Source organism: Pseudomonas sp. DSP3-2-3 (assembly GCF_049898225.1).
Taxonomy (GTDB): Bacteria; Pseudomonadota; Gammaproteobacteria; order Pseudomonadales; family Pseudomonadaceae; genus Aquipseudomonas.
On record NZ_JAFCXH010000021.1, the window covers coordinates 1 to 23,879 of the forward strand.

Annotated in this window: 17 protein-coding genes and 2 pseudogenes; 12 read left to right on the forward strand and 7 right to left on the reverse strand. The window is 59.4% G+C overall.

Features of this window, described 5'->3' with window-relative positions:
• Together ACP7E4_RS21490 and ACP7E4_RS21495 are read left to right on the forward strand one after the other, a co-directional pair.
• A pseudogene (locus ACP7E4_RS21490) lies at positions 1-509 on the forward strand (type VI secretion system tip protein VgrG); the annotation flags it as partial.
• Entirely contained in the window at positions 506-1,390 is an 885-nt protein-coding gene (locus ACP7E4_RS21495) for a DUF4123 domain-containing protein (protein WP_426117665.1), read from the forward strand. The pseudogene ACP7E4_RS21490 and the gene ACP7E4_RS21495, both read left to right, overlap by 4 nt.
• 40 nt (positions 1,391-1,430) lie before the next feature.
• Here the strand turns inward: ACP7E4_RS21495 and ACP7E4_RS21500 are convergent, their stop codons facing one another.
• Both ACP7E4_RS21500 and ACP7E4_RS21505 read right to left on the reverse strand, forming a co-directional pair.
• A complete protein-coding gene (locus ACP7E4_RS21500) occupies positions 1,431-2,630 on the reverse strand; it encodes a hypothetical protein (RefSeq protein WP_426224900.1) in 1,200 nt (399 codons plus the stop codon).
• On the reverse strand, positions 2,576-6,100 hold the full coding sequence (locus ACP7E4_RS21505) for a toxin VasX (RefSeq protein ID WP_426117663.1): 3,525 nt from the start codon (positions 6,098-6,100) through the stop codon (positions 2,576-2,578). Before ACP7E4_RS21505 ends, ACP7E4_RS21500 begins: the two co-directional genes overlap by 55 nt.
• 401 nt (positions 6,101-6,501) lie before the next feature.
• Between ACP7E4_RS21505 and ACP7E4_RS21510 the strand changes: the two genes are divergently transcribed.
• From ACP7E4_RS21510 to ACP7E4_RS21535, 6 genes are all read left to right on the forward strand, one after another.
• Positions 6,502-8,259 (forward strand): carbamoyltransferase family protein, encoded by a 1,758-nt coding sequence (locus ACP7E4_RS21510; RefSeq protein WP_426117662.1) that lies wholly within the window; start codon positions 6,502-6,504, stop codon positions 8,257-8,259.
• Positions 8,243-9,373, forward strand: a complete 1,131-nt coding sequence (locus ACP7E4_RS21515; RefSeq protein WP_426117661.1) for a glycosyltransferase — start codon at positions 8,243-8,245, stop codon at positions 9,371-9,373. The genes ACP7E4_RS21510 and ACP7E4_RS21515 overlap by 17 nt, the downstream gene beginning before the upstream one ends.
• Entirely contained in the window at positions 9,373-10,269 is an 897-nt protein-coding gene (locus tag ACP7E4_RS21520) for an antimicrobial resistance protein Mig-14 (RefSeq protein WP_426117660.1), read from the forward strand. Before ACP7E4_RS21515 ends, ACP7E4_RS21520 begins: the two co-directional genes overlap by 1 nt.
• On the forward strand, positions 10,266-11,675 hold the full coding sequence (locus ACP7E4_RS21525; protein WP_426117668.1) for a PIG-L deacetylase family protein: 1,410 nt from the start codon (positions 10,266-10,268) through the stop codon (positions 11,673-11,675). The genes ACP7E4_RS21520 and ACP7E4_RS21525 overlap by 4 nt, the downstream gene beginning before the upstream one ends.
• 28 nt (positions 11,676-11,703) lie before the next feature.
• Positions 11,704-12,660 (forward strand): glycosyltransferase family protein, encoded by a 957-nt coding sequence (locus ACP7E4_RS21530; RefSeq protein WP_426117659.1) that lies wholly within the window; start codon positions 11,704-11,706, stop codon positions 12,658-12,660.
• 236 nt (positions 12,661-12,896) lie between these two features.
• On the forward strand, positions 12,897-13,997 hold the full coding sequence (locus ACP7E4_RS21535) for a glycosyltransferase (protein ID WP_426117658.1): 1,101 nt from the start codon (positions 12,897-12,899) through the stop codon (positions 13,995-13,997).
• Between the two features lie 18 nt (positions 13,998-14,015).
• On the opposite strand, the gene ACP7E4_RS21540 is transcribed toward ACP7E4_RS21535, so the two are convergent.
• Positions 14,016-14,621 (reverse strand): toluene tolerance protein, encoded by a 606-nt coding sequence (locus tag ACP7E4_RS21540; protein ID WP_426117657.1) that lies wholly within the window; start codon positions 14,619-14,621, stop codon positions 14,016-14,018.
• A gap of 625 nt (positions 14,622-15,246) precedes the next feature.
• Between ACP7E4_RS21540 and ACP7E4_RS21545 the strand changes: the two are divergent.
• The 3 genes and pseudogenes from ACP7E4_RS21545 to hldE form a co-directional block, all read left to right on the forward strand.
• A pseudogene (locus tag ACP7E4_RS21545) lies at positions 15,247-15,654 on the forward strand (O-antigen ligase family protein); the annotation flags it as partial.
• 264 nt (positions 15,655-15,918) lie between these two features.
• Positions 15,919-17,727, forward strand: coding sequence for a lipid A export permease/ATP-binding protein MsbA (gene msbA / locus ACP7E4_RS21550; protein ID WP_426117667.1), 1,809 nt, complete (start codon positions 15,919-15,921; stop codon positions 17,725-17,727).
• A gap of 170 nt (positions 17,728-17,897) precedes the next feature.
• Complete coding sequence (hldE, locus tag ACP7E4_RS21555) at positions 17,898-19,319, forward strand: bifunctional D-glycero-beta-D-manno-heptose-7-phosphate kinase/D-glycero-beta-D-manno-heptose 1-phosphate adenylyltransferase HldE (protein ID WP_426117656.1); 1,422 nt, start codon at positions 17,898-17,900, stop codon at positions 19,317-19,319.
• Between the two features lie 205 nt (positions 19,320-19,524).
• Here hldE and ACP7E4_RS21560 read toward each other — a convergent pair whose 3' ends face one another.
• Genes ACP7E4_RS21560 through ACP7E4_RS21575 form a run of 4 tightly spaced genes read right to left on the reverse strand, consistent with a single transcriptional unit; the run spans position 19,525 to position 22,890 of the window.
• Positions 19,525-20,484 carry a metal ABC transporter ATPase gene (locus ACP7E4_RS21560; RefSeq protein WP_426117655.1) on the reverse strand — a complete coding sequence of 320 codons (960 nt, stop codon included), beginning with the start codon at positions 20,482-20,484 and terminating at the stop codon, positions 19,525-19,527.
• Positions 20,485-20,520: 36 nt separating this feature from the next.
• On the reverse strand, positions 20,521-21,336 hold the full coding sequence (locus ACP7E4_RS21565) for an aldo/keto reductase (protein WP_426117654.1): 816 nt from the start codon (positions 21,334-21,336) through the stop codon (positions 20,521-20,523).
• Positions 21,333-22,508 carry an NAD(P)/FAD-dependent oxidoreductase gene (locus tag ACP7E4_RS21570; protein ID WP_426117653.1) on the reverse strand — a complete coding sequence of 392 codons (1,176 nt, stop codon included), beginning with the start codon at positions 22,506-22,508 and terminating at the stop codon, positions 21,333-21,335. Before ACP7E4_RS21570 ends, ACP7E4_RS21565 begins: the two co-directional genes overlap by 4 nt.
• Before the next feature lie 49 nt (positions 22,509-22,557).
• Positions 22,558-22,890: a DMT family transporter gene (locus ACP7E4_RS21575; RefSeq protein ID WP_426117652.1), complete on the reverse strand. Its 333-nt coding sequence runs from the start codon at positions 22,888-22,890 to the stop codon at positions 22,558-22,560.
• A gap of 93 nt (positions 22,891-22,983) precedes the next feature.
• Here ACP7E4_RS21575 and ACP7E4_RS21580 point away from each other — a divergent pair, with 93 nt between their 5' ends.
• Positions 22,984-23,868, forward strand: coding sequence for a LysR family transcriptional regulator (locus ACP7E4_RS21580; RefSeq protein ID WP_426117651.1), 885 nt, complete (start codon positions 22,984-22,986; stop codon positions 23,866-23,868).
• The last annotated feature ends 11 nt before the right edge of the window (positions 23,869-23,879 follow it).

A 23,879-nucleotide genomic window follows, 5' to 3' on the forward strand; every position in this document is an offset into this window, starting at 1 on the left:
TGCTCAACGACCAGTCGATCCAGATCGACAACCAGCGCAGCGTCCTGGTCACCGGGCTGTCCAGCCACGAACTGCAAGGCGAAGAACATCACCTGACCCTCGGCGCGCGCAAGACGCAGATCCTGGCGGATGACTCACTAACGGTCGTCGGCAATCAGCACATCAGCGCGGCGAATCATTTGGTCAGTGCGGCCGGGCAGGTGCATCTCAATTCGAAGATGCACATCGTCACTGATGCGGGCATGACGGCGACGATCAAAGGCGGCGGGCACTGGATCAATATCACACCCGCAGGAATCTTCACCAGCGTACCGATCCTGCTGGGTGGTGTGCCGATGCCGGGAATGCCCGCGGTACCGGGTTTACCTACGGCCTTGATGGCAAAGGCAGCATTGCCCGCAATCCCGTCCGCGCCGCTCGCCATGATCCCTTCCAAACAGCAAACAGCTATTGCGGGAGGTGCCCCATTTTGTCGTCGCTGCGCCGAAGCAAGGCAGGAGTCGGTATGAACAAGCCATCGATGTCGCCTGTCACTCAACTGCCCGACGATTTTCCCTGGGATCAAACTGTCGGGCTTCTGCTGGATGCGCTCCAAGTCGACAATTTACTTCAGCGGCTATATGAGTGGTCCGGCGCACCTCATGTGCACTTGCTTTATCACGGCACACAGTGGGATGAACTCAGTCGAATCTCTCCGTGCCTGATCCGTATGCGCGATCAAGATGATCCGGTTCTTTTGCAGTTTCTCGCCAATACAGCAAAGCTCTGGGGTTACTTGTTGGTCAGTGATGGCCCGTGGGAGGAACTATTGGCCCACATGCGCTGGCTGACCAGTTTTCAACCGCCGCAGGACGAAGAGATGTTCCTGCGCATTTCCGATCCTGCCGTGGCTCAGGCGCTGTTTGCCGCCGAGCACTATCCCGCCTCGGAGTTGTTTGGCCCCTGTCAGCAGATCATCGCCGCCAATGCGCCGCTTGAAGGGTGGACGCAATTCAGGCGAATCGGCGAAAAAACTATCGCCAAGTACGACAAGCCATATATGGCGAGCGAGGCGCAATGGACGGCCCTTAAAGTAACGACTTTTGCCAAGTCCATGAGAGCGCTTTATCAGCATATGCAACGCTTTTTCCCCGGATACCGTGCAGATTTAACTCCCGCACAACGCCTCGACCAAATCCATCAACTGGCTGGATCGGCTATCGCAGCCGGATTTGAAAGCGAACGGGAAATCTGGTTGTACGCCAATGTGTTCGGCTTTCTGGGAGATGAAGCTTTGGAACAGCATCCGGATATTCTCGAGTTGCTGACAGTCAGGTCTGAACTGACCACCCATCAACGCGTTCACCGCGCCGCCACCTTGGCTGCGGAGCGCGCTAGCCTCGTGAAATAGCATCTTTCTCTGTAGGAGCCAACGTGTTGGCGAGGCGATTTCAGCTGTGACAACCTGCGCGCCCGCTGGATTTCCGGTCAGCCTTCTGCACCTCACAAAACCGCGTGAAAATGTTCAGCTCCGGCCTTTGTTGTCTCAGGATTTTGACAGCCTCGCTGAGTCGTTGCAGTTCAGCGCTGGGTTTGGCCCATTGTTCTGGCGGCAAGGGTGCGGACCAGTTTTGCATTGCTTCGGGCACAACGGCGCGGCCGATGCTTTTGATGCGGCGGATTTCCCATTCGGTGAGGTAGTTGGGCAAGGTCCACAGCGTCAGCACGTGATACGTGTACCACCAGAACGGATAGAAAAACCCCACTTCACGGTTTTTGCGCCTGCGCCGCATACGTTCCCGAGCGTTGTAAAAGGTGTGCAAACCTTCATGAGGTGGATCGCCGGGGTTTTGCAGGTCCAGCGGGTCCTGAATTTCCTTGAGCGTATGCACCTCGTATTCCATGTACGCGCGAAGCGCCTCCCAGTTGCACACCGCCAGATCGAACCCGCTGCAAAAAAACTCCAGGCTGTAATGCTCATCGTGCGGCGCATGATAAAATCCGACGCCCATGGCGTAGCGGATATCCAGGCCGTATTGGGTGATGGAACGTGCCTGCACGACCCAGGCCGATAGCGATTCCCAGGGGACGAAAATGGGTTCGGTCTGGCCTGCGGGCACAAAGCAGACTTCGCGGCGTTGGCGGTTGAAGCGGGTGGGGACGATGTGTCTGTACTTGGCGAGGTGGTGGAAGGTGATGGAGAGGTAGATAAATAAAGCGAAGGCGGCGAGCCAGCCACCGATTTCCAGTCCTTCCGGGATAACCTGAAGCGCAAACTTGGTAGCTGGCTCAATTCCTCCTCCGTCCAGGACGGTCAGCAGCCAAGCGAGTGCAGGTGCAAAAAGACCAAAAAACCAGATAGCCCAGAAAGGCGCGCCCAACGTCATCTGCCAACCAAAGACAGACGGTAGGCCAACACCAAAATCCAGGTAGGTGCCGTTTACTTCGCCTACGGCATGGCCATAATCCTGCGCAGGCAAATCGGTAGGCAGTGGCAGCGGCGCCAGATACACCACCTGACCGGTCGGGAAGCGCTCGACCATGCCTGCATGGGGAGCATGATGAATCGGCGGTGGTGCGCCGGGGATGTCAGTCGTCATAAAATATCCGCCTGATCCATCATCGCCGGATCGACCCGGAAGAAGCGGCACTCCTCGCCCTGGCGGCTAATCGTACGCACGGGAAAATTTCCACTCTCACCGATGACGGGAAAGCTCAGGTCATAGAGGTTGGCTTCGTAGGTGCCGTCCTTGAATGTGTGGCCCAACTGGATAGACAGGACGATATCGGTATGACCGGGATAGTCTGATCGGAGCAACCCGCGAAGATCAGAAAATTCAAGTATCAACGGGCTTTGTTGTTTGATCTGCACACGCTCTTCCAGCGATTCATCCAGTCGGCTCCATTGCGCTGGCATGCCCATGCGTCCGGGGATTTCGCGTATCACCTGATAGCCACCAATATTCAGCAGGACGCTGCTGGTACTGCTGGCCAACTGCTTGGTCAGGTCAGCAGCTGACAGCGTTGGGAAGTGCAACAGGAAGCGCTGAGGTTCAGCTACTCCTGAATCATCCGTGGCAGGCAGGATTTCTATGTGCGGCGCCTGAATATGGCCGCGCAAAGTTTTTTGAAACTCGGAAAGGGCTAGTGACTCGCGTCGATCCGGGTCTGTCCCCCAAGGCGTGCTGAGCAACCAGCGATCATGGGCGCTCAGGTTATAGCGGTTATAGAGCCAGGTGCCGGACAGCTCCAGCGCGGTGAATAGAATCCCCACCACGTTGAAACGTAAAAACACCGTGGACAGCCGAACCCCCGCCACCGCCCAGGCGGCGGCGCGAGCAGGCGAGTGACGAGCAGTAGCTAATACATGTTTGAATGCAAGCCCGGACTGGATTGCTCCGTAGCTATTGCTGGCGATAAAACCGCTATTGCCCAGCATGCTCAGCGTTGCCCCGGCCTGGGCTTCGCGGTTGCCGTTGCGCCCCGCGTCCTGCCAATTGTTATAGGAACTGGCCAGGCTCATGCCAGCTGCGGCAATACCTGCAAGGTAACCGACAATCCCGAGGCTGATGTGCAACTTGCCCATCTGCACATGCACGCCCATCAATTCAGCTTTTTTGAGGTTTTTCCCGAGTTCTGTGGCATGGGCGTTAAGAGCTGTATCGGCAATGCCTTGCGCCGCGCCGAAGCCTGCCGCGACAGTCGCAGCCGATGCACTCAAGAACGGCCCTATATCTCTAGCGTGTTCCGGTTGCGAGAACACCACCCTCCGCACCTGCAAAAAATTCACCACCTGCGCCACAAACACCAACATCCCTGCCCCATCCCCCAGCAACCCGGCCTTCGGCGCGACCGTCACTCCGTGCCGATAGTTTTCCAGCAGCGAGCGCACTTCGGCGTGCTGTGGCGATGGAAATACCAGGGTCAATCCCGGCTTGCCCGACGAGGCCGCTTGCAGGTGCGTTGCATCCTCGGGCAGCGCGCCGATGGGGCTGATGAAACGCGCGAGTTGCGCTTCCTGCTCTTGCAGGCTGAGTTTGAGTACGTGCTCGCGGTCTTTGAATGATTGCGCCTGCGGGGTCAAATGCCAGAATTTGTCCTGGGCCTTGCGTTGCTTCGCGACGCTTTTTGTCGACGTCAGTTGCCTGCGTAAGCCCAGCACTTCTTGCAGGGTGTTGCTCGCGTGTTTGGCATCTTCTGCGTTGCCGACTACGAAGGTCACGCCCTCGCGCCTGGCGGCATCCAGAATCGCGACACCCGCACCTTTGGGCATGCGCCGGAATAGGTCCTCGATGTCTGGCATCTGGCCTTTATCCATGTCTTGCATAAAGTCCTGCACGGCTTGCTGCATGCCCATTTGCAGCGCCGGTGCCAGCGTGCCCCAGGCTGCGGCGGCATTGACTTGCGTGGTTGCCGACAGGTTTTCGGTGTTCAGTACCAGGCCCGCGCCCCATTGTTTGAGGCGCTCCGTCCATTCGGGTGCGTCCTTGATCAGCAGCCAGCCGGCGTTGGTGATGTAGGCAAATTGCACGCCCAGTTCGGTTTGCGCACTGCGCGGCGCGGCGTAGAACATCTGCCGAGTCATGGCGGGGTTGGCATTGAGCCAATCCAGGGTTTGCTGGATCGCGCTGTCGCTGCGGCAGATGTCTTTGAGGCAGTCGTATTCGGTGAGCAGCGCGTGGTCGACCTGCTCGCTGTTCTCGATGTCGTAATACCAGATGGCCCGATGCAGGCGGTCCTTGATCAACAGGTCGACGCGGTCCTGGGTGATCTTTTCCAACAGCTCATTCAGCGGTCGCAGCACCTCGCGTTGCCGCTGCAAAAACGCGTCCATGGCCGGGCGATCAATCAGTTCGTTGATGCCGCGCTGGCCGAATTTGGCGCCGTACAGCAACTCTTTGGTGGGCTTGTCCATCTGGCGATAGAGCTTCCAGAGGAGGCTGCGATGGCCGGCGATGAACTCAGGGCTAGTGCCGACGAAACGTTGCTCAAGGTAGTACTGCTGAAGCGTATATAGCCGGGCTGAATACCCGGCATAGATGTTTTGTCGATCTGTGTTTGGCGGAATCTTGTCGAGCCGCGCCCGCAGGTCGGCTGGCAAATCAGGGTCCTCGATCCGAGGGATATTCTGGCTATTGTCCTCCCCCATCACCTCGCGCAGGGTTTTGCGCGTCTGACTGCGCTCGGGTTCAGGCAGGGACTGCAGATCGTCGAGCAGCGCCTGCAAGGCCCAGTCACTTTTGGCCCGCTCGTTGAGTTTGTCTTCGTCGATCAACGTGATGGATTCGATGTAGCAGCCCAGCAAGTAATCGCGCTCGATTTCCCCCTCTGCGGCCCAGGCCTGAATCTGCCCCACGACGTGATTCTGATGGTTGGCCAGATCGCGCATCACGCCCACGTCATCGCGGACCGCCAGGAACAGAAAGTCATGATTTTGCGCGGCGGTGATCTGGCTGGTGAGTTCTTCGATGATGGTTTTTCGGAACTGCGGCGGATGTTCCCACGGGTAAGCGGCAGGTTCTGAGGTGTAACCCGGTTTCTCGGCTCGACTCAGACACGCTTCGGCCAGCCATACGGCCATGCTCGTGCCGTCAACCAGGTCTTGACCCTGGCCGTAGTCGATACCTTCGAAGCTGATGCGCTGCATGAAATATTCACGCTCGGCGGCAACTTTCAAAACCTGAGCGCATTTGAAGGCCGTCCACTGAACCTCTGAATATGTGACATGCAGCACGCTGGCGCGGGAGAACACCAGCGCGGGATCGCTTTCAATAACGCTGCTGCGCCGATCGAGCCTGACTTCGCTGCCCTTGAACAATAAACCGCTGACCGAACCGTCCTTGGTGGTGTACTCGTGCAGCCAGCCCGTGGCGCTGTCGATAATGTACAAAAAGCCATCGCGCAGCAGACGAAACCCCAACGGCCGCGACTGCAATGTATACGGCATGGCAAGCTCAACGGACGGATCAAGATCCTCCACCACGCCGTAGCGCACCGGCAGCAGTTGCAGGGTCTGCATCATCAGTGGGCACATACCGCCAGCGTCGGGCGCATCGGCGCTTTGGGCGTTGGCGACCAGATTGGCCATATGGCCGCGAGGTGTCATGCACGGGTTGGTCATTGCTGGCTCCTTGCCTTGGACGGCGAGTTAAAGGGCCGGGATCCAGAAGGCTGAGCACGATGTGCCTGCGCCGGTCCCTGAGCGAGGTCGGCAGATTGGCTGATGAGTGGGGCGTGCTCAATGCGCGAAAGGGCCTTTGGGAAACGGCCTACGATAAATGTCGTGAATTTCGCCATGGCGAGCGGTCATCCGCTGCTTTGCACCGTTATCAACCTCGAAGCCGGTCTGGACCTGTGCGTCCCTGAGTCAGGCGGCGTGCACAGGATTTGCTCACTGACAAGCAAATCAGCCTGTCATTACGCTATAATCCCGCGCTTTAGCTGTTCCTCGCCCGCGTGCGAGAGCACACATTTTTCTCAGGCGCCTGCCGCCTGCATGCAGACTAAAGAGGCTAGACCCTAGTGGCATTGACGATCCTTGGCCTGTCCGGCGCCCTTAGCCATGATCCTTCCGCTGCCCTGTACATCGACGGCAAGCTCGTCGCGGCAGCTGAAGAAGAGCGCTTCGTTCGCGATAAGCATGCAAAGAACCGCATGCCCTACGAGTCGGCGAAGTTTTGCCTTGAGCAGGCGGGTATCAAGCCTTCGGACGTGGATGTGGTGGCGATTCCCTTCGCGCCCATCAGCCTGTTCGGCAAGGCGCGCTGGCATTACGCCAAGCGTTATTGGTACGCCCCGGATCGTGCGCTTGATGCGCTGCTGATGGGCAACCGCCGCTACAAGCGCTATCGCAACAAGATTGTCTGGTGCCTTGAGCAACTGGGCTTCGATCCAAAGAAAATCAAGATCGAGCCGGTCGAGCACCATCTGGCCCACGCTTCCAGCGCTTACCACTGTTCCGGTTTTCAAGAGAAAACCGCGATCATGGGCATCGACGGCAAGGGTGAGTACGCCACGACCTTCTTTGGCTATGGCGAAAACGGCAAGATTCACAAGATCAAGGAATTCTTCGATCCGGATTCCCTCGGCGGCCTGTATGGCGCGATCACCGAATTCCTCGGCTTTGAAATGCTCGATGGCGAGTTCAAGGTCATGGGTATGGCGCCGTATGGCGACGCCAGCAAGTATGACTTTTCGCGTCTGGCGACCTTCGAGAATGGCGAACTGGTGATCAACACCGAGCTGGCCAACGTGATCGGCCTGCGTCGCTATAAAGAGAACGGCAAGGGCTTTTACTTCTCGCCGAAGCTGATCGAGTGGCTGGGCCCGAAACGCGTCGGTGACGTGGCCGACGAGCCGTACATCCATTACGCCGCGAGCATGCAAGCGCTGTTCGAGAAACTGGCGTTGCAGATGATGGATCACTACCTGGGCGACATCCTCAAGGAAACCGGCAAGATTGCCTTCGCCGGTGGCTGTGCGTTGAACGTCAAGCTGAATCAGAAGATCATCGCGCGCCCTGAAGTCAAAGAGCTGTTCGTGCAACCGGCTTCGGGTGACGCGGGTACGGCGGTGGGCGCGGCGGCTTATGTGTCCCACGCGCGTGGCGTGCCGGTGGAGAAGATGGAGCACGTCTATCTCGGCCCGTCCTACAGCAACGAAGACGTTATCGCTGCCTGCGCGCGTCACCCGAGCAAACCCGTGTGGCGCCAGATCGAAAACACCCCTGAGCGCATCGCCAAAATCATGGTTGAAGGCAATCCGGTGGCCTGGTTCCAGGGCCGCATGGAGTTCGGTCCGCGCGCTCTGGGTGGTCGTTCGATCATTGGCTGCCCAAGCATTCCGGGCGTGGCTGACCGGATCAACCATCAGATCAAGTTCCGCGAGCGCTGGAGGCCTTTCTGCCCGTCGATGCTCGACACCGTCGCGCCACAGATGATCAAGATCGATCACCCTGCCCCGTTCATGACCTTCACGTTTGAAGTGGCTGAAGAGTGGAAAACCCGTGTGCCGGAAGTCGTCCATGAAGACGGCACTTCCCGCGCCCAGGTGCTGAAACGCGAGTACAACCCGCGTTACTACGACATGATGAAGGCCCTGGAAAACCTGACCGGCAACGGCGTGTCGCTGAACACTTCGCTGAACCGTCGTGGCGAACCGATGATCTGCTCGCCTACCGACGCACTGAACATGTTTTTCGGTTCGGACCTGGAATACCTGATCATGGAAGACATTCTGGTGGTCAAAGACGGCGTGGAAACCTATGACACGCTCGGCTGAGCGCCATGTGCTGCAGTTCTGCCACGGCTATGATGGCCCGTTTCTGGACTGCGCCCGGCAATACGCCAGCCTGTTCGCCGGCAAGGGCTATCGTGTCACCACGGTATTCCTGACCGGCGCCGCCGATGCCGAGGTCGCGGCGGGTTGCGCCTCGGATGAAGTGCTGTTTCTGGAGCACAGCTCCAAGGCCATTCGCGGGCTGAAAATCCGCGCGATCCGCGACCTTCGCAAGATCGTCGCGTCCCGGGATTTCAGCTTCTGCATCGCTCATCGCTTTAAACCGGTATACATCGCTCTGCTGGCAACCCGCTTGCCAGTCATAGGCGTGCATCATGCTTTTGGTGATTATCAACGCCGCAGCCGCAAACTCTTCGCGCAGATTTTTCGCTGGCGCCTGAGCCTGCTCGGCGTGTCCGATGCGGTGCGCGACGACATGCGCAACAGCCTGCCGAAGTGGCCGACCGGACGCATTCAGACTCTGTACAACCGCATTGATATCGAGCAACTGCAAGCCAGCCAGTTTTCCGCTGAGCAAGCCCGTGAAGAATTGGGCCTGTCGCCATCAGCCTGGATCGTCGGCAATGTCGGGCGTCTGCATCCGGACAAGGATCAGGCCACACTGTTGCGCGGTTTCGCCAAGGCACTGCCTGACCTGCCGTCGAACAGCCAGTTGGTGATCCTCGGCAAGGGTCGTCTTGAACAGGATCTCAAGGAGCTGGCGCTGGAACTGGGCATCGGCTCCCAGGTGCTGTTTCTCGGGCAGGTCCAGGACGCGCGTCGTTACTACAAGGCCTTTGACCTGTTTGTCCTCAGCTCGGACCACGAACCGTTCGGCATGGTCCTGCTGGAAGCCATGGTCGCGGGCGTGCCGCTGCTGGCAACGTCGTGCGGCGGGGCCAAGGAAGTGGTCGAAGGCGTCGGTGTGCTGTTCCCGCTGGGTGATGACGAACGTTTGGCGCAAGGTCTGCTGCACTTGTCGGCGCTGGATGCCGAGCAACGTCAGGCGTGTGCTGATTTGATGTTGCTGCGCTTGCGTGAGCGATTCTCCGATCAGGCCGTGCGCGATGTGTTCTGGCGTCTGCCGCAAGTCATCAGTGTGACGGCGCAATCCTGATGCTCAATCGATTGCAAGGCTGGCGTGAGCGTGGCTGGAACCTGATTGATGCCGACGCTTATCAACAGGCCTGGCAGCGTTTTGGTGGCAGCGTGGCGACGCATCCTGTGGTGGTCGAGCGCCTTGCCGGACTGGCTGAAATTCCCGTGCGTTATCTGGCCTGGGCGCAAGACGGCGATATAAAGGCAGCGATTCCCACCTGGGGCCGTTCGCTGGCGCTGTCCAAGGACGTGCTGAAAAGTCGCGGCAAGAAAGGCCTGTTCGACCTGGGCAACGCCGAACTGATCCTGCCGATTGCCGCCGATGTGCAGGTGCCGGTGCGGCATCGCGGGCGCTATCTGTCAGCGCTGAATGAAGGCCGTGTCACGACCTTCAAGCCTCAGGCTGAATCCCTGGCGATGGCGCGAACCCCGGAAGAGCTGTCGAAAAAGTTTCGCTACAACCAGCGCCGCGAACTGCGTCTGCTGGAAGAGGCGGGCGGCATTGTGCGTCCGGTCAGCGAGTTCAGCAGCGCCGAAATGGCCCGCATGTACTGCGACCTGTTCCAGCGCCGCTGGGGTTTCCCGGCGACAGGTGCCGAGCGCATGAGTGAAGTCATCGAATTGCTGCGAGAGTTCCTGACCGGTTCGGTGGTATTTCTCAATGACGCGCCCATTGCGATCCAGTTGGTGTATCGCGTCGAAGCGCCCGAGTGGATCAGCGTCGAGTACGTCAACGGCGGCGTCGACCCCGAAACCCGGGATTTCAGCCCCGGCAGCGTGCTGAGTTTTCTCAATACCCAAAGCGCCTGGGAAGATGCTCGCGCGTTGGGCAAACCACTGCGTTTCTCGTTCGGTCGCGCCGACCGCGAGTACAAGGATCGTTGGTGCAACCCCGTGCCGGTATTCCAGATTTGAGCCGTAAACAGCAGCTGCTCAAGCGCCATCGCCGTAACAAGCGTGTGGCGCTGCTGATCGGCTTGCTGTTGCTGATTGTCGTCGGCGTGCTGGTGGCTTGGTGGTTGCCGCTGCTGCTGGCGTTAGTTGGTTGGATCGCGCACGAAGCCTGGTTTGCCGATCATTTGTTTTACTCGCCCAAAGACGATTATCGCTACAACTTCCCGGTCGATGCCCAGGTTGCAGGCGTCAGCCTAGAGGGAGCGCGCGTGCGCCTCGAAGCGCCGCTGTCCCTGGCCGGTGATGAAACCCTGATCCTGTCGATAAAACTCAAAAGCACCTGGCTGGGACGTTTTCTCGATCCGGTCGTTGAAATGCTGGGCACTGAAGTCGCGGACTGCCAGGCTTTCGAGCGTGGCGTCGACGGTGTGCGTTATCTGAATCTCAGCGGGCTCGGTGCTGCGCTGGCTGACGGCTCGCTGCGTCTGCAAGGGCGCTTCTGTCGTCTGCACGGCGCGCCCCGGCTTTGGGTGTTTCGTCAGCCGGATGCCCGCCAGCAAAAAGTGATGGTGATCGCGCCTCATGCCGACGATGCCGAATTGGCGGCTTTTGGCTTGTACAGTCAGGCGCAGGATGCGTGGATCGTGACCCTGACCGCAGGTGAAATCGAAGCCGAACATTATCAGCAGATGGGCATGGAGCGCGCCGAAGCCGCGCGAATCAAGGGCCGGCTGCGTGCCTGGGACAGCATTGCCGTGCCACGTTGGGGCGGGGTTCCAGAAGCGCAGTGCGTGCAGCTCGGCTATTTTTGCCTGCAACTGTCCGCCATGCAGGCCGCGCCGGATCAGCCCGTGGCGTCTCGCGAGGCGGATCTGAGCGATACCCGGCTGTTTCGTCAGTTCAATTCGCTGCCGTTGCCCGGCGATGTCGATGGCTCGCCGACCTGGAATAACCTGCTTGCCGACCTGCGGGCACTGCTCTTGCATGCTGGACCCGAGGTGCTGGTAATGCCGCATCCGGCGATTGATCCTCATCCGGACCATATCTGTGCTCAGGCTGCGGTGCTCGAAGCGTTGCAAGGCCTGGAATGGCAGCCACAGGTAATTCTGGGCTACGCCAATCATCTGCATGACAATGATCGCTGGCCGATGGGCAATGCCTATAGCGGCATCAGTTTGCCGCCGGTTTTCGACACCGAGTTGCAACTGACGCCTTACAGCCTGCAATTGACGGCCACACAGCAACGCGACAAAGCCATGGCGCTGGGTATGATGCACGACCTGCAACCGCCCATGCCGCTCAAGCGCAAGGTGCGGCGCTGGTTGCAAGGTGCGTTGGCTGGCCGACGCTGGCCGGCAGAGGGTGAAAACGAATTCTATAGAAAGGCTGTTCGCCGCCACGAGTTGTTCTGGCGCAAGGACATCTGATTCAGCAGGCTGCGGTTCAAGGAAAATAATGAAAGTTCTACTTCTGGTCCAGAAAGAACAACGAGCCATTCTGGATCGCTTGTATGAAGGCATCGCCGCGCACTGCGAGTGTGATCTGCGCTGGTTGACGTCGGCCGACCAGAGAAATCTGCGGGCTTACTTTCGGCGCGAAGTGGATGTTACGCAGTACGACCGCATTGTCTTTTTCCTGCGCTTCAAGCAGGAAGTCCGTCAGGTTGGCTTCATTCGCACAGTGCCCAATCTGGTGATCCTCGAACACGATGCCTACCAGAACTATATTTCCTGCAAGTACACCGGAAAATTCAGCGCCCATTATCGGAAGCTGTCATGGGTACGAGTGCTCTGCTCCGGGTTTATAGTGAGCGAGCGTTTGCGGGCTGAAGGTTTCGATGCGGTGTTCGTTCCCAAAGGTTATGACCAGAGCCTGTTGCAGGATCGGGGGCGCGAGCGCGATATCGAGCTGGCTTTCGTCGGCAGCACCAACAGCGTGGCCTACAGCGGACGCAAGGCGTTGCTGGATGAGTTGGGCCAGGTGGAAAACCTGGTGGTGACGCGCACCAAGTCGGGCGAAGAATATTGCGAAACGCTCAACCGGATTCGTTTTTTCGTCAGTGCCGATGTCGGCATGGGCGAGTACATGATCAAGAATTTCGAGGCCATGGCCTGCGGCTGTGTGTTGCTGGCCTATGATCAGGGTGAAGGCGAAAATGCCGCCTTGGGTTTGCAGGATATGGAGAACGTGGTGTTCTACAGCAGCATTGCGCAATTGCAGGGGAAGCTGGCCATATTGCGTAGTGATCCGGAGTTGGCGGCGCGTATTGCCGTCAACGGCCGTAATCTGGCAATGTCGCAATTCAGTTTTGCAACGATTGGCCAACGTATTGTCAAAGAGCTTGAACCTGCGCTTCGAACGCCTTCACCTTTGACGTGGTTTGAGCGCTTGCGAGCGACGCTGGGCTTCTGAATTCAGGCACGATCCTGCTTGCGGATTGTTAATGCGGCGTGTTGTTGGTGTTGTGGTTGTACCTATTATTTTCAGGTTTCACTGAGTACTCTTGTCGGCCTTGTACTTCGTGCATTGCTCACCGGGACGAGTGAATTCCTGGGCTTACGCTGCCGTCTGGAGTGTGCATTGGCTTTACCAATATTTGATCGCGCCTTGGTGGGCGTTGGTTTGCCAACGTCGAGGCTCAACGCCAGATGAGCATCATTAATGTGATGTGGGCCAGCGGCTCGCCGTTTTCCTCGGTTCATAAGGTGCATCAGCAGATCGTGTCGCAACTCGACCCGAGCATCGAGATCAAGACCTGGTTTCTCCAAGGAGACATCAGCGACTGTTCCGAGCCTGTAAAAGACGCCCGCGAGTGGCGTCTTTCCTCACGGTTGCTCAAAGAGCGGCACGTCTGGCGTTTGCTCAAACCCTGGATGCATGCACGGTTACGCAAAGCGCTGCTGGAAAGTGGCGCGAAAGTCGTCTTGCTCGATGGCCTAGGCGTCGCCCGGGTGATGCTGCCGATCCTGAAAAATATGCCGGGTATCCGCGCTGTCGTGGTTTTTCACGGCGCCACGCGCTTGCGCGAGCAACATCGTTCCCTGTTTCGTCAATTCCCGGCCGAGCGCCTGACGCTGGCGGCAGTCTCGCAAACCCTCGCCGTAGCGTTGCAGGAAGATCTGAAACTGCCGGTGCAGGCACTGCGCAGTGCTCTTGAGCCCGAGGCGTTCTGCATTCGGCTGCTGGAACGCAAGCAAGCGCGCAAGGTTCTGGACTTGCCCGCCGATGGCGTCCGCGTGCTCGGTGCCGTGGGGCGACTGGTTGCCGACAAGGGCTTCGATTATTTGCTGGACGCTTTCGCGCAATCGCTGCCGCGCCATCCCGATCTCAATCTGGTGATCATTGGCGAAGGGCCTGACCGGGGCGTGCTGGAACGCAAGGTCAAACAGCTGGGTCTGACCGGCAAGGTCTTCATGCCGGGTCACAAACCAGGTTTGGCCAAATTGTATCGCGGTTTTGACTGGGTGGTGATTCCTTCCCGGGAAGAAGGCTTGGGACTGGTTCTTCAAGAGGCGGTCATTGCTGGCGTGCCGGTGTTGGTCAGTGATCTTGAAGTGTTTCGCGAGCAGTTGGGCGACGCTGGCTATTATGTGCCGGTCGCCGATGTTGCCGCGTGGGTCAAAGCCATCGAGATGTTGGTCGCGCAGGAAGGCGCCAATGTTTCCGCCTCCCAGTTCCAGGCCCTTGCACCGGCAGCGGCCTGGGAACGGTTCTGCGAAGATTCCCGGACGCTGCTGTCGACTCGCTGAATCGGCGGTGCAAGTGTTTCAGGCTGCGAGCAATGCCTGTTCCAGCGCTTGCAAAGGGAATTCGTCGCCCAGGTTCTCGCGCTTGATATAGCTGGAGAAATGCTGGACGTTGCGCTTGATCAAGCGCTCGGAAAGCGGAGCCTTGAAGAAACGCATATCGGCCACATCGATCAGGCCCAGCTTTTCTTCCGGCGTGACGACGATATTACCCAAGTGCAACGACCTGAAATAAATCCCCGATTGATGCAGACTGCGCACCAACTCGATAAGCGCCGGGAGCTGCTGTTGCCAGCTGAAACCTGGTTGCCGAGCCCGCTGACGCAAGGTTTCACCTGGCAGTGGGCGGTACAGAACGGCCGTCATGCCGGGTTTATCGAGGGTGTAGAAATGCGTCACCTTGAGGGTCGGAACCCCGAGATTCTCAAGCTTTGCAGCGTTGTCGATGAAGCGTTTCGAATAGGGGCGCAGCAGTGCCGATGAAAACCATCGCTTGCGGCGGAACAGTTTAAGGATTTTGCCATCCTGCAACATGTACACTTTCGCGCCATAGCTGTCGGCCTCCAGCACTTTGGCGCCGACGATCATTTGATTTAAAGCGGCCTTTGAGAGCCGTAAGCATTGCATCAGTAGAAAGCCTTGTTGGAATGCGAGCGGATTTACGCGCAATGATGCCGAAAAGTTGTCGCTTGCACCATGCCGGGCTGGTCTGGTCTGAAAATTAGGAGTCAGGATGTACGCACGCCGTTGGGCACAAGTCTGGTTATCCGCCGGGCTGCTGTGGTTTTTGCTGGCGATTGCCTTCGCTCCCTCCAACAAGATTTACCAGCAAGGCCTCGTGGCATTGGTCTGGGTGCCAGGCCTGGTATTGGCGTGGTCGGCGCGTGCGCGGCTGGGTGAATTCTGGCGTCAGCAGCGTGTCCTGTGTGTTTCCTTGCTGCTGCTCGGGCTCTGGTCGACCATCAGTCTTTATTGGTCACACGCCGAGGAACCGGGTCGCGAATTCAAACGCATGCTGTACATCGGCCTCTTCGTGCTGTTTTTCCCTGTCCTGGCCGATGCCCGACCGGATCGGCTGATTCGCCTGATGCAGTGGGCGGGGATCGGCATGGCGCTGGCCGCGCTGGTGTCGATGATCGAGTTCTTTGGTATCCGGCATAACCTTTGGCATGCCCGTCTGGAAGGCATTGGCGAACTGTCCCACCCGATTCTCGGCGCCTATGTGGTCGGACTTGCCGCCATCTGGATGCTGATGTGGCCGCCGAAACGGCTTCCGCTGCAAGGGCTGTGGTTGCTGGCTCTGGCGCTGACGGGCGGGTTTGTCGTGCTGTCCCAGAGTCGCGGCGCGGTGCTGGCGCTGTTCTTTACCGTGGTTGCGATGCCCATCTGGTGTCGCAATCGACGCGCCTATCTGGTCGCCGGTACGGCGGTGCTGTTGGCCGCTGTCGGGTTCTGGCTGCTTGAGCCGCTGATGATGGCGCGTGGCTCATCGTATCGTCCCGAGATATTTGTCGCGGCGGTCAAGATGATTGGCCAGCATCCATGGATAGGCATCGGCCTGGGAGCGCCTTACGACGTGGTGGTCGCCGATGGCCTGCGCTTTGATCACTCGCACAATCTGTTTACCCATACGGCCATTCAGTTGGGTGTCCCTGGAATGCTGCTCTGGGCGGTGGTCTGGCTGGCGGTGTTGCGTGAAGGCTGGCGCGGTCGCGATACGCCGCTGGGGCGCGGGCTGCTGGGGATGTGGCTATTCTCCACTCTGGCCATGCAGTTCGACGCGGCCAGCCTGACCGGTTCGCCGCGTGCCGAGTGGTTTATCAGCTGGCTGCCGATCGGGCTGGCCACTGTCATGGTTTGGGCCAGGGCCCAGCGCGACACCTGTGATAAAATCGCGCGTTCCTCTACTTCAGCGAGCTTTAAGATGAGCGACAAAGCGTCCGACGCCGGACAAAGCTCCAGCCTGAAAATCTATTTTCGACTGTTGAATTACGTCAGGCCCTACATCGGGATCTTCCTGCTCAGCATCATCGGCTTCGTCATTTTTGCGTCGACCCAGCCCATGCTGGCGGGCATTCTGAAGTACTTTGTCGATGGCCTGAGCAACCCGGAAGCGGTGCTGTTCCCCAACGTCCCGTACCTGCGCGACCTGCAATTGCTGCAGGCGGTGCCGCTGCTGATCGTACTGATTGCCGCGTGGCAAGGGCTGGGTTCGTATCTGGGCAACTATTTCCTGGCCAAGGTTTCCCTGGGGCTGGTGCATGACCTGCGGGTCGAGTTGTTCAACAAACTGCTGGTCTTGCCCAATCGGTATTTCGATACCCATAACTCGGGCCACCTGATCTCGCGCATCACGTTCAACGTGACCATGGTGACCGGCGCAGCAACCGATGCGATCAAAGTGGTCATTCGTGAAGGCCTGACCATTGTTTTCCTGTTCATCTATCTGCTGTGGATGAACTGGCAGCTGACGCTGGTGATGCTGGCAATCCTGCCGCTGATCGCCACGATGGTCGGCAGTGCCAGCAAGAAATTCCGCAAGCAGAGCAAGAAGATTCAGGTCGCTATGGGTGATGTGACCCACGTGGCTTCCGAGACTATCCAGGGCTATCGGGTAGTACGCAGCTTCGGTGGCGAGAAGTACGAGCAGGACCGTTTCGCCGGTGCCAGCCAGAGCAACACCGACAAGCAACTGCGCATGACCAAGACCGGCGCGGTGTACACGCCGATGCTGCAACTGGTGATCTACACCGCCATGGCGGTATTGATGTTCCTGGTGTTGTACCTGCGCGGCGATGCGACCGCTGGCGATCTGGTGGCTTACATCACGGCCGCGGGCTTGCTGCCGAAACCGATCCGACAGCTGTCTGAAGTCAGCTCGACCATTCAAAAGGGTGTTGCTGGCGCTGAAAGCATATTCGAACAGCTTGATGTCGAGCCTGAGTTCGATACCGGCTCGGTTGAACGTGAGCGCGTGACCGGCCATCTGGAGGTCAAGAATCTCAGCTTCACCTATCCGGGCACTGAGCGTCAGGTTCTGAACGACATCAGTTTTGCCGCTGCACCCGGGCAAATGATTGCTCTGGTCGGGCGTTCGGGTAGCGGCAAGTCGACACTGGCCAATCTGATTCCGCGCTTCTATCAGCACAACACCGGGCAAATCCTGCTCGATGGTGTGGAAATCAGCGATTACACCCTGCGTAACCTGCGGCGGCATATCGCCCAGGTTACCCAGAGCGTCACACTGTTCAACGACAGTGTCGCCAACAACATTGCCTACGGCGATCTGGCTGGCGCACCGCGTGCCGATATTGAAGCCGCAGCGGCGGACGCCTACGCCAAGGAGTTCATCGACCAGTTGCCGCAAGGCTTCGATACGCAAGTTGGCGAAAACGGCGTGCTGCTGTCCGGCGGTCAACGTCAGCGTCTGGCAATTGCCCGTGCATTGCTGAAAAACGCGCCTTTGCTGATCCTCGATGAAGCGACGTCGGCGCTGGATACCGAGTCCGAGCGTCACATCCAGGCAGCGCTGGATCAGGTCATGAAAGGCCGCACCACGCTGGTCATCGCGCACCGCCTGACCACTATCGAGCGGGCCGACCTGATTCTGGTGATGGATGCCGGTCGGATCGTCGAGCGCGGCACTCACGCCGAGCTGTTGGCGCAGAACGGCTACTACGCCCGCCTGCATGCCATGGGCCTGGACGAGCCGGCTCCGGTTGGGGCGATCTAGAGGCCGCGTTATTTCATAGGACCGGCTTTAGCCGGGAGAGCGTTCTCCCGGCTAAAGCCGGCCCTACGGATCCGGTCTGCCCCGGTAATAAGGGTTTGCAATGCTTCTCCAAGCCTTTCCAAACCCTGTGCTAAGATTCCGCCCCTGTTCATTTAGTCACGGGTTGTTCGATGAAGTTGTCCATGCCGCGTTTCGATCAAGCACCAGTCTTGGTAGTGGGCGATGTCATGCTCGACCGCTATTGGCATGGCGGTACCTCGCGGATTTCACCGGAGGCGCCGGTGCCAGTGGTCAAGGTCGAGCAGATCGAGGATCGTCCAGGCGGTGCCGCCAACGTCGCCTTGAACATCGCCGCACTGGGTGCTCCTGCTTCTCTGGTAGGCGTTACCGGGGAAGATGAGGCTGCCGAAAGCCTCGCCAATAGCCTCAAGGCTGCTGGCGTGCTGGCCCGTTTCCAGCGCATCGCCCACCAGCCGACCATCGTCAAGCTGCGAGTCATGAGCCGCCACCAGCAATTGCTGCGGATCGACTTTGAAGAACCGTTCGCGACCGATGCCGAAGCCTTGAGCGCTGAAGTGGATGGCCTGCTCGATGGCATCAAAGTGCTGGTGCTGTCTGATTACGGCAAGGGCGCGCTGAGAAATCATCAGGTACTGATCCGCCTGGCCCGCGAGCGCGGCATTCCGGTGCTTGCTGATCCGAAAGGCAAGGATTTCGCCATCTACCGCGGCGCCAGCGTCATCACGCCTAATCTCAGCGAATTCGAAGCCATCGTCGGCCATTGCGTCGACGAAGCCGAACTGGTCGCCAAAGGCGCGCAGTTGATGAGCGAGCTGGAGTTGGGCGCGTTGCTGGTCACCCGTGGCGAACACGGCATGACCTTGTTGCGTCCGGATCACCCGGCGCTGCATTTGCCGGCGCGCGCTCGCGAGGTATTCGACGTCACCGGTGCCGGTGACACGGTTATTTCCACGCTCGCCGCGGCTATCGCGGCGGGCGAAGAATTGCCCCACGCCGTGGCGTTGGCCAATCTGGCCGCCGGTATTGTGGTCGGCAAGCTGGGTACGGCTGCGATCAGCGCACCTGAGCTACGTCGAGCGATTCAGCGCGAAGAGGGTTCCGAACGCGGCGTGTTGAGCCTGGATCAATTGCTGCTGGCAATCGACGACGCGCGCGCGCATAAAGAAAAAATCGTCTTCACCAACGGCTGCTTCGACATCCTCCATGCCGGTCACGTGACTTATCTGGAACAAGCCCGCGCCCAAGGTGATCGCCTGATCGTCGCCGTCAACGACGACGCTTCCGTCAGCCGCCTGAAAGGGCCCGGTCGTCCGATCAACAGCGTTGACCGTCGCATGGCTGTACTTGCAGGATTGGGCGCTGTGGACTGGGTGATCAGCTTCCCCGAAGGCACTCCGGAAAACCTGCTGAGCCATGTCAAACCCGACGTATTGGTCAAAGGCGGCGATTACGGTATCGACCAGGTGGTCGGCGCGGAAATCGTCCAGGCGTATGGCGGAACCGTGAAGGTGTTGGGCCTGGTTGAAAACAGTTCGACTACGGCGATTGTCGAGAAGATTCGGCGGCAGTGACCGGGGCGGATTTAGCGCTCCCACACAAACCTCGCCAACGGGCCTACGCGATGCATTTGCGTCTACTGGAATGCCGTCTTCCCGGCTAAAGCCGGTCCCACAAATCCAGTGGGACCGGCTTTAGCCGGGAAGACGTCGGTTCAGACAATACGTCTGCGGCGCCTGTCGGTTGCCCCAAACATAGAATCTCCAAAGAGGTTCTTACTCAGCCTTTCAAACCCTTCACTAGCCGCAACAACTGCCGGGCTTTGCCGGTCAGGCGCTTGAGGCCGGTCTTTTTCGGCGGCGGGGTCATGCCCTGTTGGCGCAGCCAGTCTTTCCAGCGAATCCGCTCGTCACGCACGACCCAGCCGTCCTGAGCCGCAAAGCTCTCCGCCAGGTACAGCCCGCGTGTTCCCGCTGGCGTCAGTTTGTCGCGCTTGAGGGTGTACAGCTCGGGCAGCGGCACGCCATTTTCCAGCGGCATCAGATATAGGTCCGGCTTGCTGCGGTTGAGGCGGGCCACCAGTTGGTCGTTTTCCAGACATTCATCCACATGAAACAGGCTCAGCGGCCGTGCTTCCTTGGGTACTTCCAGGCGCATGTCGTAGATCAGTTGCAATGACGCAGTGGGCAGATGCACATAAGCGCGAGGCCGTTCAATCAGCGTCATGCTGCCGCAGCGTACCGGCCGGGCCGCGCCGGACAAGGGCGTCAGGCGAAACGGCATGGCTTCGCGATAGTGCAGGGCGGCGGAGTAGGGCGCAGGGAGCCAGGTGTCATTGAAGCGCCCGCTCAACCAGCCTTGCGGGGTTTCGATCAGGCATTCTTCGGCCACTTCCTGAATCGCGGTGTGCAGCGGCAGATTCAGTTCGTGGGCCGGAACATAACCGGAGATCAGCTTGAGCACGATGTCGCCGCGATCCTGGCGACGCTGGCGCACCAGCACCCAGTAATCGCGGTTTTGCCAATTCAGCGTCAGACGTACCGAAACCCCGAGATTGGCCAGCTCCGTATCGAAGCGCGAGCTGTCCGCCACTTCGATCTTGCGGCGGCGCTGCTGGGTCTGGGCAAAATTCAGCGGCATCCCGATGCTCTGGTAGCTCAGGCCTTCAGGGGTGGCTTCGACGAATAGCGGCAGGGTTTTGAAGTTGCTGGGGTTTTTCCGAATCAGGGTTCGCGGCATATCGGCTCCTTCTTGCGTTGGGGTCGGCCGCCTACATCAGGCTTGACGGCGAATCACGGCAGCGGCAGTGGCGACGTTGTGGACCAGATGGAGCGGATCAATGGTCCCGACAATAGCACTGGCGACCGCCGGGTGCTCAAACAGCAGCTGGAAACTGGCCTGGACCGGGTCGACGCCGGGGCTCAGGCATACGTGGCCACTGGCGAGGGCCTTCTTGACCAGAATGCCCTTGCCGTGAGCAGCAGCGTAGTCCAGCACTGGCTTTTCGCCTTGTTCGTTGAGGTTGTACGTGACCATCGCACAATCGCCTTCACGCAGCGCCAGCAGGCCTCCCTCGACGGTCTTTCCGGAAAAGCCGAAGCCACGAATCTTGCCCTCGCGTTTCAGATCGGCCAGCGCCTGATACACGCCGCTGTCGTTAAGCAATGCCAGATCGTTGCCATCGGAATGCACCAGCACCAGATCGATAAAATCGGTTTCCAGACGTTTCAGGCTGCGTTCCACCGACTTGCGCGTGTGTTCAGGGCTGAAGTCATGGCTCGACTGGCCGGCTTCGAACTCTTCACCCACCTTGCTGACGATCACCCAATCCTGCCGCTGGCCGCGCAGCAGCGGGCCGAGACGTTCTTCGCTGGTGCCGTAGGCAGGCGCGGTGTCGATCAGATTGATGCCCATGTCTCTGGCCATCTTCAACAGCATCTGCGCGTGTTGGTCGTCCGGGATCTTGAAGCCGTTGGGGTACTTGACCCCTTGATCCCGGCCCAGCTTGACCGTGCCCAGACCCAGCGGCGAAACGATCAGGCCGGTAGCGCCCAGTGGGCGATGCAAGTCGTGCAGGGTTTTTACGGTCATGGCAGCAGTTGATCCCAGACTGGTACAGCCAGCGGCGGTCGTGGCAGTCCTGCCAGCGGCGGCTGCGGCGTTGGGTGGATTTCATCATGAGACAGCGCGGCCAGCACCCGGTCGGCAAAGTCCGGGGCCAGGGCCAGCTTGGTCGGCCAGCCTGTCATCAACCGACCCTGCACATTGAGGAATGCGTTGTCAGGACGAGTCAGACCGGATTGCGCAGGTTCTGCACGGTCAACGCGCAAGGTTGCCCATTGCACCTGACTGAGATCGATCCACGGCAACAAAGTGCCCAATTCTTTTTTCACCGCAGCGATTTGCGCGGCCGGTTCGCGGGCAACGCCGTCCGCCTCGGCGACGTCGCCGCCCACGTACCACACCCACTGGCCGTCGGCGGCCGGATGAGTGGTGACCGTGAGGCGCGGTTTCGGTCCGCCGCCCAGGCAGTGCGCGTACAAGGGTTTCAGGGTTGGCCCCTTGGCCAGTACCATGTGCAGCGGACGGCGTTGCATCGTCGGTTGGGAAACGCCGAGTGTCTTCAGCAGTTCGGCAGTGCCGGCGCCGGCACTCAACACCACCCGTTGCGCAATGATGTCGCGGCCGTCAATGCACAGACCGATCAGTTGGTCACCGTCGTGCAGCGGTTCGATATTCTGCCCGGCCAGCAAACTGTCGCCCGCCAGCTCCGCAAGTCGTGCGATCAGGCTCGGCACATCGATCACCAGTTCCGCCAGCCGATATACCTTGCCCTTGAATTTCGGGTCTTGCAGCGCAGGGGGAAGGTCGCTGCCTTTGACTTGATCGACGCGGCCGCGCACCGCCTTGCTGGCGAAAAAACTGGTGAGATTGCCCGCGAGGGTGCCAGGCGACCACAAGTAATGTGCTTCGGACAGCAGACGCACGCCGGTCAGATCCAGCTCGCCCTTGCCCGACAGCGCCTCACGCCAGCGGCGCGGCATGTCGGCAATGGCTTCGGAAGCGCCGGACAGCGCGCCATGCAGCGCGTATTTGGCGCCGCCGTGAATGATGCCCTGGGACTTCAGGCTTTGCCCGCCGCCCAGTGCCGAGCTTTCTACCAGAATTGTCGAGAAGCCTTGACGACGCAGCCGGGCATTGAGCCAGAGACCGGCAACGCCGGCACCGACGATCAGAACGTCAGTGGAAATAGCAGAAGGCATGCGCACCTCAGTGGCCGGAAGAATGCGGCCATTATAGAGGATCGCGTTTTCAATGCCCGGCGGTTTTCGAGAACAACTGGATCACCACCACGCCGGCGACGATCATCGCCATGCCCAGCACCGCTGGCAGGTCGAGTTTCTGCCCGTAAATAAACAGCGCCGCGACGCTGACCATGACAATTCCCATGCCAGCCCATACCGCATAAGCGATGCCGACGGGAATGGTGCGCACCACCAGAATCAGCATCCAGAAGGCAATGGCGTAGCCGCAAATGACCAGCAACAGCGGCAGCGGGGTGCTCAAGCCTTTCACGGCTTTCATGGATACGGTGCCGATGACTTCGGCGCAAATGGCGATGGCCAGCAGGTAGTAAGCAGACATGGGATAACTCCTCTTCACAGGCTGCGCATTCTAGAGATTCCTGAAGTGCGGTAAAGTCATTACCTATCTGCAATCGAGATAGGTTGGTATGCGATGCAATGGAATATTGAGCAGATACGTTTATTCGTCAGTGTCGCCGAGCAGCGTTCGTTTTCCGCTGTGGCGCGGGACATGCGCCGGGCGCAATCAGCGGTCAGCAACGCCGTGGCGATGCTTGAGTCCGATCTCGGCGTCTGCCTGTTCGAGCGCAGCAGCGGACGTCAGCCACGCTTGACCGAGGCCGGAACGGCGCTGCTTGAAGAAGCTCGGGAGCTGCTGCGCCAGTGCGAACGCCTCGACGGCCGCGCGCTGGCCCTGGCGCGCGGGCAGGAAGCCCGATTGCGCCTGGCCCATGACGAAGCGATGCCGTATCAGCCGGTGCTGGACAGTCTTGAAGAGTTGGCCGAGCGCTTCCCGGTGGTCGAAGTGCAGCTGGCCAGCGCTGCTCAGGGTGACGTTGCACGCAAGCTGCTGGAGCGGCGCGCCGATCTGGGCCTGCTGTTTCATCACGAACAAATGCCAGAAGCGCTGGAGCGGCGCGGGTTGGGTAACGTGGAAATGGTCACGGTCTGCGCCGTGGGTCATCCGTTGGCGAATCAGGCCAGGGTCAGCCGCCAGCAGCTCGGCCGCCATCGTCAACTGCTCATCGCGCCGCAGCAAAGCGGTTATCCCGGCGGCGAGCAGCTCAGTGCGCAGGTCTGGCGGGCCGACAGTTTTTACGTCATGGCGGAATTGCTCATGCGCGGGCTGGGTTGGGCGTGGTTGCCGCGCCATGTGGTGCAGTATCCGGCGTATCAGAACCAGATGACCGAACTACTCAGCGAGTGGACACCGCCACCTTTGGTGGTGGAAATGGTCTGGCGTCGCGACGAACCCCTTGGCCCTGCCGCGCAATGTCTGGCGCAAAGTTTTGCCCGGCATTTGCAGGCAATTGGCTGATAAACTCCGCG

Coding starts and splice junctions, on each gene's coding strand:
- ACP7E4_RS21560 (WP_426117655.1), bottom strand. CDS start 20,484: ATGCCGCGAACCCTGATTCGGAAAAACCCCAGCAACTTCAAAACCCTG.
- ACP7E4_RS21515 (WP_426117661.1), top strand. CDS start 8,243: ATGACACGCTCGGCTGAGCGCCATGTGCTGCAGTTCTGCCACGGCTAT.
- ACP7E4_RS21530 (WP_426117659.1), top strand. CDS start 11,704: ATGAAAGTTCTACTTCTGGTCCAGAAAGAACAACGAGCCATTCTGGAT.
- hldE (WP_426117656.1), top strand. CDS start 17,898: ATGAAGTTGTCCATGCCGCGTTTCGATCAAGCACCAGTCTTGGTAGTG.
- ACP7E4_RS21495 (WP_426117665.1), top strand. CDS start 506: ATGAACAAGCCATCGATGTCGCCTGTCACTCAACTGCCCGACGATTTT.
- ACP7E4_RS21540 (WP_426117657.1), bottom strand. CDS start 14,621: ATGCAATGCTTACGGCTCTCAAAGGCCGCTTTAAATCAAATGATCGTC.
- ACP7E4_RS21570 (WP_426117653.1), bottom strand. CDS start 22,508: ATGCCTTCTGCTATTTCCACTGACGTTCTGATCGTCGGTGCCGGCGTT.
- ACP7E4_RS21505 (WP_426117663.1), bottom strand. CDS start 6,100: ATGACCAACCCGTGCATGACACCTCGCGGCCATATGGCCAATCTGGTC.
- ACP7E4_RS21580 (WP_426117651.1), top strand. CDS start 22,984: ATGCAATGGAATATTGAGCAGATACGTTTATTCGTCAGTGTCGCCGAG.
- ACP7E4_RS21520 (WP_426117660.1), top strand. CDS start 9,373: ATGCTCAATCGATTGCAAGGCTGGCGTGAGCGTGGCTGGAACCTGATT.
- ACP7E4_RS21535 (WP_426117658.1), top strand. CDS start 12,897: ATGAGCATCATTAATGTGATGTGGGCCAGCGGCTCGCCGTTTTCCTCG.
- ACP7E4_RS21575 (WP_426117652.1), bottom strand. CDS start 22,890: ATGTCTGCTTACTACCTGCTGGCCATCGCCATTTGCGCCGAAGTCATC.
- ACP7E4_RS21565 (WP_426117654.1), bottom strand. CDS start 21,336: ATGACCGTAAAAACCCTGCACGACTTGCATCGCCCACTGGGCGCTACC.
- msbA (WP_426117667.1), top strand. CDS start 15,919: ATGAGCGACAAAGCGTCCGACGCCGGACAAAGCTCCAGCCTGAAAATC.